The 14,503-nt window shown below is 24.0% G+C and carries 12 protein-coding genes; 3 read left to right on the top strand and 9 right to left on the bottom strand.

The window, feature by feature from the left end; genetic code table 4:
- Window positions 1–13: 13 nt before the first annotated feature.
- From ACXX84_RS00325 to dnaX, 8 genes are all read right to left on the bottom strand, one after another.
- Window positions 14–2,275, bottom strand: coding sequence for a DUF31 family putative serine protease (locus ACXX84_RS00325; RefSeq protein WP_458572707.1), 2,262 nt, complete (start codon window positions 2,273–2,275; stop codon window positions 14–16).
- A gap of 108 nt (window positions 2,276–2,383) precedes the next feature.
- A complete protein-coding gene (locus tag ACXX84_RS00320) occupies window positions 2,384–4,837 on the bottom strand; it encodes a glucose PTS transporter subunit IIA (protein ID WP_458572706.1) in 2,454 nt (817 codons plus the stop codon).
- Window positions 4,838–4,937: 100 nt separating this feature from the next.
- The gene (gene rsmI, locus ACXX84_RS00315) at window positions 4,938–5,660 is read right to left on the bottom strand and encodes a 16S rRNA (cytidine(1402)-2'-O)-methyltransferase (protein WP_458559551.1); all 723 of its coding nucleotides are present in this window, start codon (window positions 5,658–5,660) and stop codon (window positions 4,938–4,940) included.
- The gene (locus ACXX84_RS00310) at window positions 5,647–6,498 is read right to left on the bottom strand and encodes a hypothetical protein (protein WP_458560562.1); all 852 of its coding nucleotides are present in this window, start codon (window positions 6,496–6,498) and stop codon (window positions 5,647–5,649) included. Before ACXX84_RS00310 ends, rsmI begins: the two co-directional genes overlap by 14 nt.
- A complete protein-coding gene (gene tmk, locus ACXX84_RS00305; protein WP_436359012.1) occupies window positions 6,491–7,132 on the bottom strand; it encodes a dTMP kinase in 642 nt (213 codons plus the stop codon). The genes ACXX84_RS00310 and tmk overlap by 8 nt, the downstream gene beginning before the upstream one ends.
- 4 nt (window positions 7,133–7,136) lie before the next feature.
- Window positions 7,137–7,709: a toprim domain-containing protein gene (locus ACXX84_RS00300; RefSeq protein WP_436359014.1), complete on the bottom strand. Its 573-nt coding sequence runs from the start codon at window positions 7,707–7,709 to the stop codon at window positions 7,137–7,139.
- Entirely contained in the window at window positions 7,709–7,990 is a 282-nt protein-coding gene (locus tag ACXX84_RS00295) for a YbaB/EbfC family nucleoid-associated protein (RefSeq protein WP_458559553.1), read from the bottom strand. The genes ACXX84_RS00300 and ACXX84_RS00295 overlap by 1 nt, the downstream gene beginning before the upstream one ends.
- Window positions 7,991–8,003: 13 nt before the next feature.
- Window positions 8,004–10,340: a DNA polymerase III subunit gamma/tau gene (dnaX, locus tag ACXX84_RS00290; RefSeq protein WP_458560908.1), complete on the bottom strand. Its 2,337-nt coding sequence runs from the start codon at window positions 10,338–10,340 to the stop codon at window positions 8,004–8,006.
- A gap of 131 nt (window positions 10,341–10,471) precedes the next feature.
- Between dnaX and trpS the strand changes: the two genes are divergently transcribed.
- From trpS to ACXX84_RS00275, 3 genes are read left to right on the top strand one after another with little or no spacing between them, the layout of a single operon-like run.
- The gene (trpS, locus tag ACXX84_RS00285) at window positions 10,472–11,458 is read left to right on the top strand and encodes a tryptophan--tRNA ligase (RefSeq protein ID WP_436359017.1); all 987 of its coding nucleotides are present in this window, start codon (window positions 10,472–10,474) and stop codon (window positions 11,456–11,458) included.
- A 1-nt stretch (window position 11,459) separates the two neighbouring features.
- Window positions 11,460–13,202, top strand: coding sequence for a threonine--tRNA ligase (thrS, locus tag ACXX84_RS00280; RefSeq protein WP_458560909.1), 1,743 nt, complete (start codon window positions 11,460–11,462; stop codon window positions 13,200–13,202).
- Window positions 13,202–13,600 (top strand): MAG3450 family membrane protein, encoded by a 399-nt coding sequence (locus ACXX84_RS00275; protein ID WP_436359020.1) that lies wholly within the window; start codon window positions 13,202–13,204, stop codon window positions 13,598–13,600. The genes thrS and ACXX84_RS00275 overlap by 1 nt, the downstream gene beginning before the upstream one ends.
- Window positions 13,601–13,613: 13 nt before the next feature.
- Here ACXX84_RS00275 and ACXX84_RS00270 read toward each other — a convergent pair whose 3' ends face one another.
- On the bottom strand, window positions 13,614–14,480 hold the full coding sequence (locus tag ACXX84_RS00270; protein ID WP_436359021.1) for a DegV family protein: 867 nt from the start codon (window positions 14,478–14,480) through the stop codon (window positions 13,614–13,616).
- Between the last annotated feature and the right edge of the window lie 23 nt (window positions 14,481–14,503).

The following is a 14,503-nucleotide window of genomic DNA, read 5'->3' as shown; positions in this document are numbered from 1 at the left end:
TTCTCCTTAAATTTTAATCTTTTCTATAACCTTCTTTGGATAATATTTTTTGAATTGAATTTCAATATTTTTTTAGTCAAGAATTTTCAGAAGTTCTTGTATTTAAATAAAATAAAATTGGGTTAATTTCTTTATTTTCAGGGTTTATTTCACTAAATAATATTCTTTCTTTACTATTTTCATTATCAATGGTTCCTGGTTTTTTAGCATTTGTTGCAAAAAGGGATCCAACAAGAATTTTATTACTATCAAATACTGCTGAACCTGAACTCCCAGTTCAAAACGAATTTAATATTCCAACACCGTTTAAATATCAAATATTTTCAAAATTGGCATTATTATAGTAAAACTTTCCTTCGCTCTCTAATTGTGAATTTTTAAAATTGATATTTTCTTTTAATATGGATGTTTCTTTTGTTACAAACTCATTATATTTTGGATCAACAATAAATGTATTTGTTGAATTGTTAAAAGAAATTAAAGATTCATTAAAATATCGTTTAGCTGTTGTTTCTCCAATAAAAGAATTTTTTTCAAATGCATTTTGTTGAGAATCTACAACTGTAGAATAACCAAAAACATTTAGATTCAATTTGGAATTATTTCCATCTTCACTTTGAATATTTCCAATTAAAGTTGGATTTAAATCATATTCTTTAAAAGCTTCTGGTTTTTCTATGTTATTTTTCAGTTTAATTTTAATTATTGAAAAATCAGTTCCTGAATTTGGATAATTAGTTATTGTTGGTTGATGCTGAGCATCTAGATTTCAATAGTTTTTAAAGTTATGATCATAAAGTAATGGTTCCATAATTTCATATGATTCTATAAAAGAGAAAGGTGATTGGAAGTTTGTATTTATTACTTGAGAGTCATAATTGAAACCAAAATTATCTCCATTGTCTTTTTGTGGATTGTAATAAGAAAAATGTTTTTTCAAAATGTCAGAAACTAATTTTGTATTAACTGGATTTTTATTAGTATCATTTCATTCTTGACTGTCATTTGGTTTTAAAAGAAATAACTCATTTTGAAATAAATTTGTAAAGGTTTTTTCAGGTATGGAACCATCATAATTTAGTGAAGCTTGAGCTTGAAAAACATTATTAAGCATTGATAATTTTTCTTCAGTTATTTGTTTATAATTGTTATTTTGACTAATAAGTTGCGAAGAATTTGTATAAACTTGTGGAAATTTTAATACTTTAGTAACATGAATATTTGTTGCTAAATAATAAGTTAAATTTTCTGAATCAGAAGGATCTTTATCAATAACTCAAGCTGTTCCATTTATTGAAGAAAACGGAAATAATACTGATCTTTTACCAGCCTTATCGCTATAAACATTTCATAATTCATCAAAGTAAGTAATTCTCATAGAACGTTTTTCTAAAAATTCACCCATTACTCTTTTATCATTTTGTAAATTTGAATAAATTTCTTTTATTTCAACATCTTGCTTATTTAAAATCTCTTTTGGAGTTGATATAATAAAATTATTTTCTAGATTAGCGACAAAAAAATCACTATCTTTTTCATTATTGTAAATTAATGCATATTTAACTAAATATTTTGTATTTTCCTTTAATTTTGGAATACTTATTCATTTTTTGCTAATAATTTCTTTATCAGTTGTGATTTTAGAATCTTCTTTTATTATATTATCATTATTTAATTCATAAATAATTAATGAAATGTATTTATTTAAATCATTAGAAGATAAGTCATAATTTAAATTGAAAGTATTACCAAAATCACTTGTTTCAATTTCCTTATTTTTTTCATTCGTTGTAAAAGAAATGTTTGAATTAGAAAATACAATTTCTTTGTTTATTTCTTCTTTTATGGAAAATTCCAAATTATCATTTTGTTGATTGGTTTGTTTAATTGATTTTAATAAATATGGCTTATTTGGAATAATATTATTTTTAAAGGAAAAAGTTGCAATTTTACCATTTACATAATTTTCGTTTTTTATAATTGAAACACTACTTAACTCTTTTTCTTCATTTTCATTTTTTAGTTGTAGTTCAATTTCTAAATGTGAATTTACATTTTTATCAAATTCAATATTTAATTCTCATTGCTCAGAAGAATTATTAAATTTAACTAAATTGTTAAAATTAATAACATTTACTTTATTGTTTGTTTCACTTGGATTTTCTTTATTTTCGTTCTTTTGAACAGAACAAGATAGAGAAACAGCACTTAAGAAAGTAGGAACTGCTATAAGACCTATAGAATATAAGTTTTTAAATATTTTTTTCTTTTTCATATGTTATCTTTCATTTTAATAATATAAAATAATACCAAAAAAAATTCTTTTTTAAAGCATTAAAAGCATAAAAAAAGAAATCATTTTAAATGATCTCTTTTTTGTTTTTTATTTTACTTCAAAGACAATTTCATCTTTAGAAGAGTTTTTCAATTGTTTATTAATAACTTCTGTTTTTGTTGAATCTGAAGTAACAATATAAACAATATCAGTTTTTTCAACAGCTGTTTTTAAGAATTCCATATCAACTTCAGCAATTAATTGTCCTTCTTTTACTTCACTTCCTTGTTCAATAAATGAAGTGAAACCTTTTCCAGATAAATTAACTGTGTCAATTCCTATATGAATTAAAATATTAATTCCTTCTTTTGTGGTTAAACCATAAGCGTGTTTTGTTGGGAATACAGTAGTTGCTACACCATTAAATGGTGAATAAATTTTAACTATTTTTTTAGTTGCATCTGGAGAAACAATAACACCATCACCAAGCATTTTTTCTGAAAAAACACCATCGTTTATTTCAGAAATATCTTTAATAGTACCTGAAGTAATATTTTTAAATTTAACAACTTCTTTGTTATCTAAATTCATATTATTATTTGTATCTTGTTGAATTTCGTTTTCTTGTTTTTCTTCGTTGTCTAAAACAAGTTTTTCACCTTTGTGAGAACTAATTTTTGAATTTAATTGTTCAGCAACTGGTCCAAAAATAACTTGAACGTGTTTATCACCGATAAATTTAACACCTTTTGCACCTGCTGCTTTTAATCTTTCTTCATTTACTTTTGTTTTATCAAGAATATCATATCTTAATCTTGAAGCACAGTTATTAAAACTTTCAATATTTTCTCAACCACCAAAAGCAAGAACTATTTCAGTTTCTTGTGCATTTAAAGAAGATTTGGTTGTTTGTTTTGAACTTTTTTGATTTTTGAAATCTGCTTTTGTAAATAATTTAGTATTGCTTCCTCTACCAGGAGTTTCTAAATTCATTTTTTTGATTACAAAGTAGAAAACAAAGTAGTAAATTGGAGCATAAGCAATACCAATCACTGCTCATCATCAGAAGTTTGTTCCTTTAAATACAGGAATTGCACCATAAATGATTAAGTCAAGAATTCCACCAGAGAAAGTTTGACCTATATGAGCACCTAAAATGTTCATAAACATAAATGCAAATCCAGCCATTATTGCGTGGAATCCTCAGAACATATAAGGAGCTAAGAATAGGAATGTAAATTCAATTGGTTCTGTAACTCCTGTTACAAATGAAGTAAGTGCTGAAGGAACAACACTACTTAATGCTATTTTTCTGTTTTCTTTTGGAGCTGCCATTACCATTGCTGCAGCTGCAGCAGGTAAAGCAAATTGCATAAATGGATATTTACCTTGTAAGTATCTACCTACTTTAATTCCAAGTTGTTTTTCAAAGAAAGTAAATACAGGAGCAATTTCAGTTTTTCCATTTACATTATAAACAACATTGTTAAATTCTAATGATAAAGCACTATTTGAAATTAGAGAGTCTCCAGCTCATTTAGTTGGGTTTTTAGCCATTAATTTATAAAGTTCTGTTGCTGTAATGTAACTTTTTCAGTTTTCTTGTAATGCATAGTTTGTAGAAGATAAAGGACCACCTTCTTTAAGAGCATCTCCTAAAGAAGAGTACACATCTCCACCAACATTTGTGTATCATAATGGAGCATAAAATGCATGATGCAATCCAAATGGAATTAAAGATCTTTCAATAATTCCAAACACAAGTGATTCAAGACCTACTGGAGCTTTATTTAAAAGTTTACCAAATGCTGTTAGTCCAGCACCTATTCATGGTCAAAAGATCAAGAATAAAAAGGTTAATGGAATCATAGCAACGATTGAAACAATTGGTACAAAACGTTTTCCTCCAAAGAAGGAAATCATTTGTGGTAATTGGATTTTGTAGAATTTATTATATAAATAAGAAATTAACATACCTACAATTATAGATCCGAAAATGGAAGTTTGTAAAGATAGAATTCCAAAACTACTTTTTACAATTTGTAATGAAGATTCTAAACTTCTACCAGCACCACCAAAAAGAACTACATAACCTTTTAATTCTTTATAAACAATTTCTCCTTGTTTATTAACTTCTACTACAATATTATTAACATTTCCAGCAGTTACTTGACTGCTATTAGATAATGTTTCATAAACTGGTGATATAAAAGGAACTTGTAAAGCTAAAAATACAAAGTATCCTACAATAGCTGAAAAGACAGCTGTTCCTGCATCATTTGTAAAGGAAACTACAAATGCAGCAGCAAATAATAAAGGTAAAGCGTCAAAAATTGGTTGACCTAATTGTTTAATAAAAATCCCAAATACTTTTCCACCACCTGATGATAAATTTTCAATGGTAGCACCTATACCAAGAAATAATCCAGCTATCGCCATAACAGCAATAGGTAGTAAAAAAGCACCTGAAATTTTTGATAAAATCAACTTAGCTTTTGCACTAAAGTTTTTGTCATTAACTACTACTTTATCTTTGCTTTTTGTTTTAAAGAAAAATTTCATTTTATCCTTTCTAAAATTACCTACTATAATAAAGTATAGTTAGGTGATAAAATTATATGTTATATTCTGTAAAATAAATTAAAAAAGATTCAAAAAATAGTTAATTTTTGGAAAATTGTTGATATTTGTTAATCTTTTGGCGTTTTTCTGTGTGTTTTTTATATTTAAAACAAATGGTTCACTCACCTTTAATAACTTCAGGTAAAGAATTTAAAACACTTTCTACAGTACCAAAATAGTGTTTTTCATGCATTTTAGTTATTTCTTTTGATAAAAAAACTTCAATTTCTTGATTAAAAATTGTTTGCAAATCTTTTAATGTAGCAACTAATTTATAAGGTGAAACATAAGCAATATAGTTTCCTTCTGTTAAGGATTTAAACTCTTTTTGTCTTTGATTGCTTTTATCAGCTAAAAAACCAAGAAAAGTAAAATTTCCTTCAAAAGGCGATAAAACAAAAGAAGAAACAAAAGAAGTTGGTCCAGGAATAACTTCTAAAGAAATGTTTAATTCATAGCATTTTTTTATTAAAAAATAACCAGGATCACTTATTTTAGGCATTCCAGCATCGCTAATTAAAGCTATTTTTTTGTTTTCCAAAAAATAATCCATTATTTTATTAGTAATTTCTTTTTCATTAAATTTATGATAAGAAATTAATTTTTTATTTTTTATATTGTAATGATTTAAAAGTTTTAAACTCACTCTTGTATCTTCACATAAAATAATATCAACCATTTCTAAAGTTTCTAAAGCCCTTAGTGTAATATCTTTTAAATTTCCAATAGGAGTACCTACAATAAAAAGTTTATTTTGATTCATTTTTTAAAAACCTTTCTTTTAAACGAACTATAAAATTCATTTTTTGAAGTTCAAAATTAATATAATAATGTTTTTTTTCATTGAAATCATTAATTAACAACATTATGAATTCATAATCTTTGTAACTTAAATTTAAAATTTTTTGTAAATTAATAATAGTTTGTTTTTGAATAAAAGAATGCTTATTTAAAATTAAATTTTTAATAAGTGCAAAAAAAAGAAATCAAAAAACGGAATGATTTTCTTCTTGCCAATTTAAAATTAAAAAACTAAAAAAATCTTTTGTAGTTTTTATTTTATGTAGTTCTGATTCAAAAGAATTAATAAATTTTTCAATTTTATCTTTTGAATTATTTGTTAAACTTAATAATTCATTAATAACATCGTTTTTTGTTAATAATTCATGTTTTGGATTTTTTAAATTTAAAACAAAAGACCTAGATACTATAGTTTTTAAAACAGCTTTAATGTTTTTAGTTGTAAAAATAATAAAAGTATTTTTATTAGGTTCTTCAATAAACTTAAGTAATGAATTTAATGTAGCAATATGTAAATTTTCAACATTTTCAATAACTAAAATATTATTTTCGTTTTTTTCTGCAGAAGTAGTCATTTTTTTAATTACTTCTTTTAAAATATCTTTATCTAAAGGATTTTCCTTTGTAAAATGAAAAAAGTTTTTGTTTATTTTTTCAATGGTTGTGTTTTGTATTTTAGAAATTAAAAATAACAGAATATTTTCTGCTAATTGTTTATTTTGAGAATTTATAATTCATGAATGAAAGGTTTTACCTGTAGAAAAAGAATTTTCAATTATAGTTTTTGCAATATTATCCATTTTTTGATAACTCCAAAATTTTATCTATTTTATTTTTTACTTGCTCAAAAACTGTTTCTACGGATTTTGAAGCATCAATGATTATATAACGTTTTGAATCACTTTTTGCCATTTGATGATATGAATCATAAACTCTTTGAAAAAATTCAAGAGCATTTTTTTCTATTCTATCGTCACAATGATTATTTTGTGAAATCAATCTTTTTCTTGATTCTTCAGGTGATAAATCAAATAAAAAAGTATAGTTTGGATATGTACCATTAATAACTATATCGTTTAATTCTTTAATTTTGTTTGTTCCGATTAATTGTCCAGCACCTTGATATGCAATTGAAGAATCTACATACCGATCGCAAATAACAATTTTATTTTCTTTTAAACTTGGTCAAATTATTTTTTCTAAATGTAATCTTCTGGAAGCAGCAAATAAAACTGCTTCAGACATTGCATCGATGGAGTTGGTTGGATCAAGAATAATCTCTCTTATTTTTTCTGCTTCTTTTAAATTATTTCCACCGGGTTCTCTTGTATAAACAAAAGATAAATTAGAATAATTTTCTTTAAAATATTTTTTTAATTTTTCTAAAATTGTAGATTTTCCACTACCATCTAATCCTTCAAAAGTTATAAACATAATTTTACTCTTTTCTATTGTTTATTGATTCTTTGATTGTTATTATATCCATATAATCTAATGAAGCACCCATTGGGATTCCAAAAGCTATTTGAGAAATAATAATTTTTTTAGTTTTTTCTTTAAGGTTTTTATGAATTAAATTTGTTAATTTTAATCCATCAATTGTTGGAGAAAGAGCAATTATTATTTCTTGAAATTGAGAAGAAAAACTCAATATTTTTTCAATTTCAAGTTGATAATTTTCTTTGTTTTTAATATCGAAAATAAAGTATTTTCCTTTATAAAAATCACTTTGTTCTATTTTTAATAATTCATTGTCACTTTCGATTATTAATAATTTTTTCTCCCTTTTTTCATCTAAACAAATATCGCATTGTTTGTTTTTGGAAATAAAATTGCATGAAATGCATTTATTTAAATTTTGGTTGAGTTGCTTAAAAGAATTTAGTAATTTTTCTAACTCTTCATAATTAAGATTTAGAGTATAGAAAGCTATTTTTTCAGCCTGTTTTTTTGTTATTCCAGGAATTTTTTTTAAATTCTCAACTAACTCATTAAATTCACTTCCTATCATTACATCATTCCGTTTGCTGGTGCAATTTCATCATGTTTTTTATTTATTTTTTCAACAAGTTCATTTATTGCTAAAATAATAACATCTTCAAGTGTTTCTTTATCTTCAGGATCAATTAATGCTTCATGCACATTAATTGATTTTAATGTTCTGTCCCCATACATTTCTAATTTTATTCCTTGTTTTTCTAATTCAAAAACTGTAGAGTTTACTTCATTAAGTTTTTTTGTATAACTTTCTTGCATTTTTTTTGCTTGTTTTATCATTTCTTGTATATTCATTTTTACCTCTTTTTTATTTTTTAAATTTATCTCCGAATATGGAAATCATTTTTTCTTCTTCGATTTCTTTTTGAGTTTTATAAACTATTTCTGGTAATTCATTAAAAACATCAGGAAGAGTTTTTAATTCTTGCATTCTTTTTCATTTTTGAGACGCTAAGTCAAATAATTCTTTAGATATTGCAAAGAAATGAATTTCTTCTTCAAAAATTAGTTTATTTAACTCTCTAAAATTAATTTGAGACTTTACACTATTTAAAGCTCAAATTGAATTTTCATTTTCTGGACTAGCAGAAACTAAAATAAATTTATCAGTTGCAGTAATAATTTTAACATCTAATAAGTAATTAATGTATTCTTCATATTGTTTATTGCCAAGAGAAATTAGTTCCAAATTCTTTAGTTGCTCTTTTCTTTTTTGAAGAAAATCTTTTGAATTTGCTTTGGTTTTAAATAAACCAAACAAATTAATTACTTCATCTACAGTTAAAATATCTTCCTCGATAATTCCGATATCTATACTTTCTGTTTTGAGACCTGGTATTGGTTCATCTTCATCGTCTAAAAGGGAAAATGCAGATTTTTTTTCTTTTGTTTCTATTTTTATATTTTCAGTATTTTCTAAAGATAAATCATCATAAACTTTAATTTCATGCTTTTCAGTTTGTATATTTTCTTCATCTTTTTTGTTGTCTAAATTAATTTGATTAGTTTGATATATGTTTTCTTTAGTTTGTGTTAAATAATCTTGACTATTTATGATATTTTCTGTTTCTTGGTATTTTTCATCAATAGTTTCATTATCAAGTAAAATAACTTCTGTACTTTTTTTTAATAAAGTTGTATCGGTTAAGTCTTTATTTAAGTCTTGAGAAAAAATTGAAGTAATTTCTTGAGTTGCTTTATTGTTATTATCTTTAGAAGGATTGTTATTTATTTGAAATATGGAAGTATTTTTATTTTCTATTTCTTCATTTTGTTCTTCTGAAATTTCATCTTGTAAAAAACTTTCTTTAAAAATATTTGAATTTAAATTTTCATTCTTTATTTCTGTTTTTTCTTTTATTAAAGAAGTTCTATTAATAGGATTTTCCTTTATTTCTTTTCCTTCTAAGAATAAATTATCTATTTTGTGTAAATTATTTGTTGTATTTTCTTTATTTATAATATTGACAGAATTGTCAATTTCTAAATTTTTTATTGCCTTTGCAACTTCAGAAATACTTTCAACTTTTATTGTTTCTTTTTGCTCGTTTTTTAAATTTTCATCAGAAGAATTATTATTTAAAAACAGGAGTTTTAATAATAAAATTTCAATAAAAGTTTTGTTATTTTCAATTACATATAAATTTTTTAAAGAATTATTTAATTCAGTAATAATATTAAAAGCATATTTTATATTTATATTAATATTTTCAACTTCTTGCTGTGATAATGTTTCTAAAATATTAACTTTTTTTGTTTTAGAAAAAATTATATAATCTCTCAATACGATTAAAAAATTGTTGATAAATGATGCAAAATCTATACCCTTTTCAAAAAGCGAGTCAGCAATTTCTATAATTTTTTCTACAGAATTACTATTTAAATAATTTAATATTTGAACATAATCACCATTAGAAATAAGAGAGAAAATTTCTTCCACTTTTGTTAAAGTTAAATCATTATTAGAGAACAAAATTGCTTGTTCTAACAATGACAGTGCATCTCTTAAACCGCCATCAGAAAGTTTTGCTATTTTTTCTAAAGCCTTTATTTCAAAAGAAATTTTTTCTTTATTTAAAATTTCTTCTAACTGATTTGTGATTATGTTTTGATTAATTTTAGAAAAATTAAATTTTTGTAATCTTGACAAAACAGTTAAAGGTATTTTTTGTGGGTCTGTTGTAGCTAGAATAAAAATTATATGCTTTGGTGGTTCTTCTAGAGTTTTTAATAGAGCATTAAATGCTGATTTAGAAAGCATATGAACTTCATCGATAATATAAATTTTAAATTTAGAATTAGTTGGCAAATTTTGAATATTTTCTTTCAACTCTCTAATTTCATCAACTCCGTTATTTGATGCTGCATCCATTTCGATAATATCAAAATTTTTGTTTATGTTGCTAATGCAAAAATCACAAGCATCAATGTTTTCTCTATGAGCACAATTAACCACAGTTGCAAAAATTTTTGCAACTGTGGTTTTTCCAGTTCCTCTTGGACCTGAAAAAAGATAAGCATGAGAGATTTTATTACTTATGATAATGTTTTCTAATGTTTTAATTATAAAATCTTGACCTTTTACATCACTGAATTTAGTTGGTCTATAAGTTCTATAAAGTGCTTGATAATCTTGTTTTTCCATATAACTATTATTTTAATATAAAATGGTTTAAAACCATAAAATATTATTACTCCTTTTTATTTTTTTATAATCATTCTTTAATTATAAATTTTAATAGAATATTTTAAATAGATTATTATATAATTTAATATATGAAAAAAAGATTAGTAACAGGCGTTCAAGCAACTGGTAAAATAACACTGGGTAATTATATTGGAGCAATTAAAAATACAGTAAAACTTCAAGAAGAATATGAATCTTTTATTTTTATCGCTGATTTGCATAGTTTAACGTTGCCAATAGAAAGAAAAGATTTAAAACAATTTAGAGAAGATGTTTTTGCTTTATATTTAGCTTGTGGTTTAGATCCAGAAAAAAGCACAATTTTTTATCAATCTGATGTTGATGCTCATTCGGTTTTAAATTGATTTATTTTAGTAAACACCACTATGGGTGAACTATCAAGAATGACACAATTTAAAGATAAAAGTAGTAAAATAAAAAATCAAAATGGAACATATTTAATTCCAACAGGGCTCTTTATTTATCCTACTTTAATGGCTTCAGACATCCTTCTTTATAATGCTGATATTGTGCCAGTAGGAATTGATCAAATTCAGCATTTAGAATTAACAAGAAACATTGCCGAAAGATTAAATAAAAGTTATAAAATGAATTTTAAATTACCAGAAGCTTATGTGCAAAAAACGGGTTCAAAAATTATGGGTTTACAAGATCCAACTAAGAAAATGTCCAAGTCTAATACTAATCAAAATGACTCCATTTTTTTATTGGATGATCCAGAAATTGCTTATAAAAAAATAATGAAAGCTGTTACTGATTCTGAAAACAAAGTTTATATTTCAAAAGACAAACCTGGGATATTGAATTTATTAACGATTTATAGTTCTTTGAAAGATATCACTTTAGAAGAAACTGAAACATTATTTAAAGAAAAAAATTATAAAGAATTTAAAGAATCAGTTGCTACTGTAGTTAAAGAATTTTTAACTAATTTACAGGAAAAATACAGAGATTGTAAAAAAGATATAAAAGAATTATCATTAAAAGGAAAAGAAAAAGCTAATTTAGTAGCTTTAAAAACAATTGAAAAATTTAAAGAAAGAATAGGATTATAAAATGAAATTTAATAAAGAATTAAACCATACAACAAGTCACTTATTAGCTGCTGCAGTTATTGAATTATATCCAAATGTTCAATTAGGATTTGGTCCTTCAACTGAAGAAGGTTTTTATTATGATTTTAAATTTGAAAAGCCAATAAGTGATGAAGATTTAAATAAAATTGAAAAGAAAATGAAAAGTTTAGCTTCTGGTGGTTACAAAATGGTAAAGACAAGTGGAGAAAATTATTCTTTTACAGATAAACCATTTAAAAAAGAATTATATGATGAAATAATTGCTAAAAATCAAGAAGCAACCTTTTATTCTTTAATAAATCCTTCTAATAACAAGATTCTTTTTGAAGACCTTTGTTCAGGTGGTCATGAAGATTCAACATCAAAAATTAAACATTTTAAATTACTATCAATAGCTGGTGCATATTGAAGAGGAAAATCAGAAAATGAACAGTTAACAAGAATTTATGGTACTTCTTGAGAAACTAAAGAAGAATTAGATCAATTTTTAGAAATTTTAAAAGAAAGAAAAGAAAGAGATCATAGAAAAATTGGGAAAGAATTAAATATTTTTACTTTTTCACACCTTTCAGGCCAAGGACTTCCTATTTGATTAGAAGATGGAATGAAAATTAGAAATGCAATTAGAAATAGAATTTTATTTTTTGACAAAAAATATGGATTTAAAGAAGTTTTAACTCCACATTTTGGTTCAGAAGAACTTTACAAAACTTCTGGTCATTTAGAACATTATAAAGATGATATGTTTAAACCTATAGAGGTAGAAAATGAAAGATTAATTGCACGTCCTATGACTTGTCCACATCATATTATTTTATTTGATAGACAAAAAAGAAGTTATAAAGAACTACCTATACGTTATTCTGAGCAGTCAAGACTATATAGATATGAAAAATCAGGAGCTTTAACAGGACTTGAAAGAGTAAGAGGTATGGATTTAACTGAAGGTCATATTTTTGCTAGAAAAAGTCAAATTGTAGATGAATTTAAACATTTATATAAAATGATTATTGAAACATTAAATATGTTTAATATTAAATTAGATTATGTTTCTTTTTCTAAAAGAGATCCTGAAAATAAAGAAAAGTTTTTCAATAATGATGAAATGTGAAACCAAGCAGAAAGTGATTTGGAAAAAGTTTTAAAAGAATTGAATATTGATTATGAAGAAAAAATAGGAGAAGCAGCATTTTACGGACCAAAAATTGATTTTCAAGTAAAAACAGTTTTAAATCATGAAATTACTATGTCTACATTACAGTTAGATTTTCTGCTTCCTGAAAAATTTAAAATAAGTTTCATAAATGAAAATAATGAAAAGGAAACTCCAGTTTTAATCCATAGAGGTTTAATAGGGACATATGAAAGATTTATTTCTATTGTTCTTGAACAAACAAAGGGGAATTTACCATTTTGAGCAAGTCCAAGACAATTTGTTGTAATTCCAATTCAAAATGATAAACACTTAGAATTTGCAAAAAAAATAAAAGAAAAATTACAATTATTAAACTTTAATGTTGATTTAGATGATAGAGACGAAAGAATTAATAAAAAAATAAGAGAAGCGCAATTAATGAAGACAAAATACCAAATTATTATTGGTGATAATGAAATTAAAAATAATTTGGTTACTTATAGAAAATACGGTGAAGAAAACTCAACCAGTGAAAATATTGATAATTTTATAATAAAAATGCTTCATAAATTACATTATAAAAAATAATGAGAATTACAAAAGCTCCAAGTTGATTATTTACTATTTTAATAGTTATAATTCCTATTTTAGTTATTTATTTTCTATTTTCTCCTGAAATTCAAAAAAAGGAAATCATAGAATATAAATATTTATGTTTAATAGGACTTTCTTATGTTATTTTATCTTTTATAATAATAACAATTTTTGTATATCTTAAAGTTTTAAAAATAAATTTTTTTAATTTTAATTTCCCATTAATTTTATCTTTATTTGTCATTTTAATTACTTATCAATTTACTGAATATTGAATTATTTTAAGAATATTTTTAATTATTTTGTGTTCTTTTTCTATAATTCCAATAATGTTAGTAACAGCAATTTTAAATAAAAAAAATACCCAAAAGGCAAATTTTTCTAAAAAATAATAAGGGTATTTTTTTATATTTTAATTTTTGATAATTTAGGTCAAATACCTAATGAAGAACAACCTACTCCAGTATGTATCATAACGGTAGCAGAAGCTATTTCGATATTTCCAAGTTCTAATTTTTCTTTATTAAATAAGTTAATAATTTCGTTTTTCATTTCTGAATCATTGGCATACATAAATTTAAATTCAAAATTTTCTAAATTATGTTTACCACCTATAAAATCGATTAATTTTTCTAAAACTTTTTCATAAGAACCTTTTAATGTTCTTTTTAATCCACCAAAATTAATTCCTTCTTCATCTACTTTGAGTAAAGGGATTAATTTAAGAGAATTAAGTAAGAGTTTTTTTACTCCCTTTAATCTTCCACCACGAATTAAAGAAGTTAGATCTTTAACAATTAAAAAATTCATACTTTTTTTAGCAACTCATTTTGATATTTCTAAAAGTTTATTTAGTTCAACGCCTTCATTAGATTTTTGAACTAAAAATTTACCCAGTTCTAGTGCTTCATCTGTAAAAAAGTGATTATCTATAATGTGAAATTTGTCTCCATATTGTTTAGATTCTACTAAAACTGTTTGATAAGTAGATGAAAGTTTTGAAGAAGTTAAAAAAACGATAACATTTTCATATTCGCTATTCATTTTTTTAAGTTTTTCTTGTATGGTTGCTAATGCAGGTAAAGAAGTGGAAGCACTGCTAGATTTTTTGACTAATTCTCAAATTTGTAAATTTGTTAATTCTTCTCCATTATCTATATAATCTTTTCCATCTATTGTAAATTGCAATGGAACCATTTCAAAACCATTATTTTCTATAGTTTGTTTAGAAATACCACCAAATGAGTCTAATAAAATACCTAATTTTTTCATAAGTATAATTATATAACTTTTTC

The organism is Mycoplasma sp. AC157 (assembly GCF_054343415.1).
The sequence above is the reverse complement of the archived record's forward strand: the minus strand, read 5'-3'. Positions and strand labels throughout refer to the sequence as shown.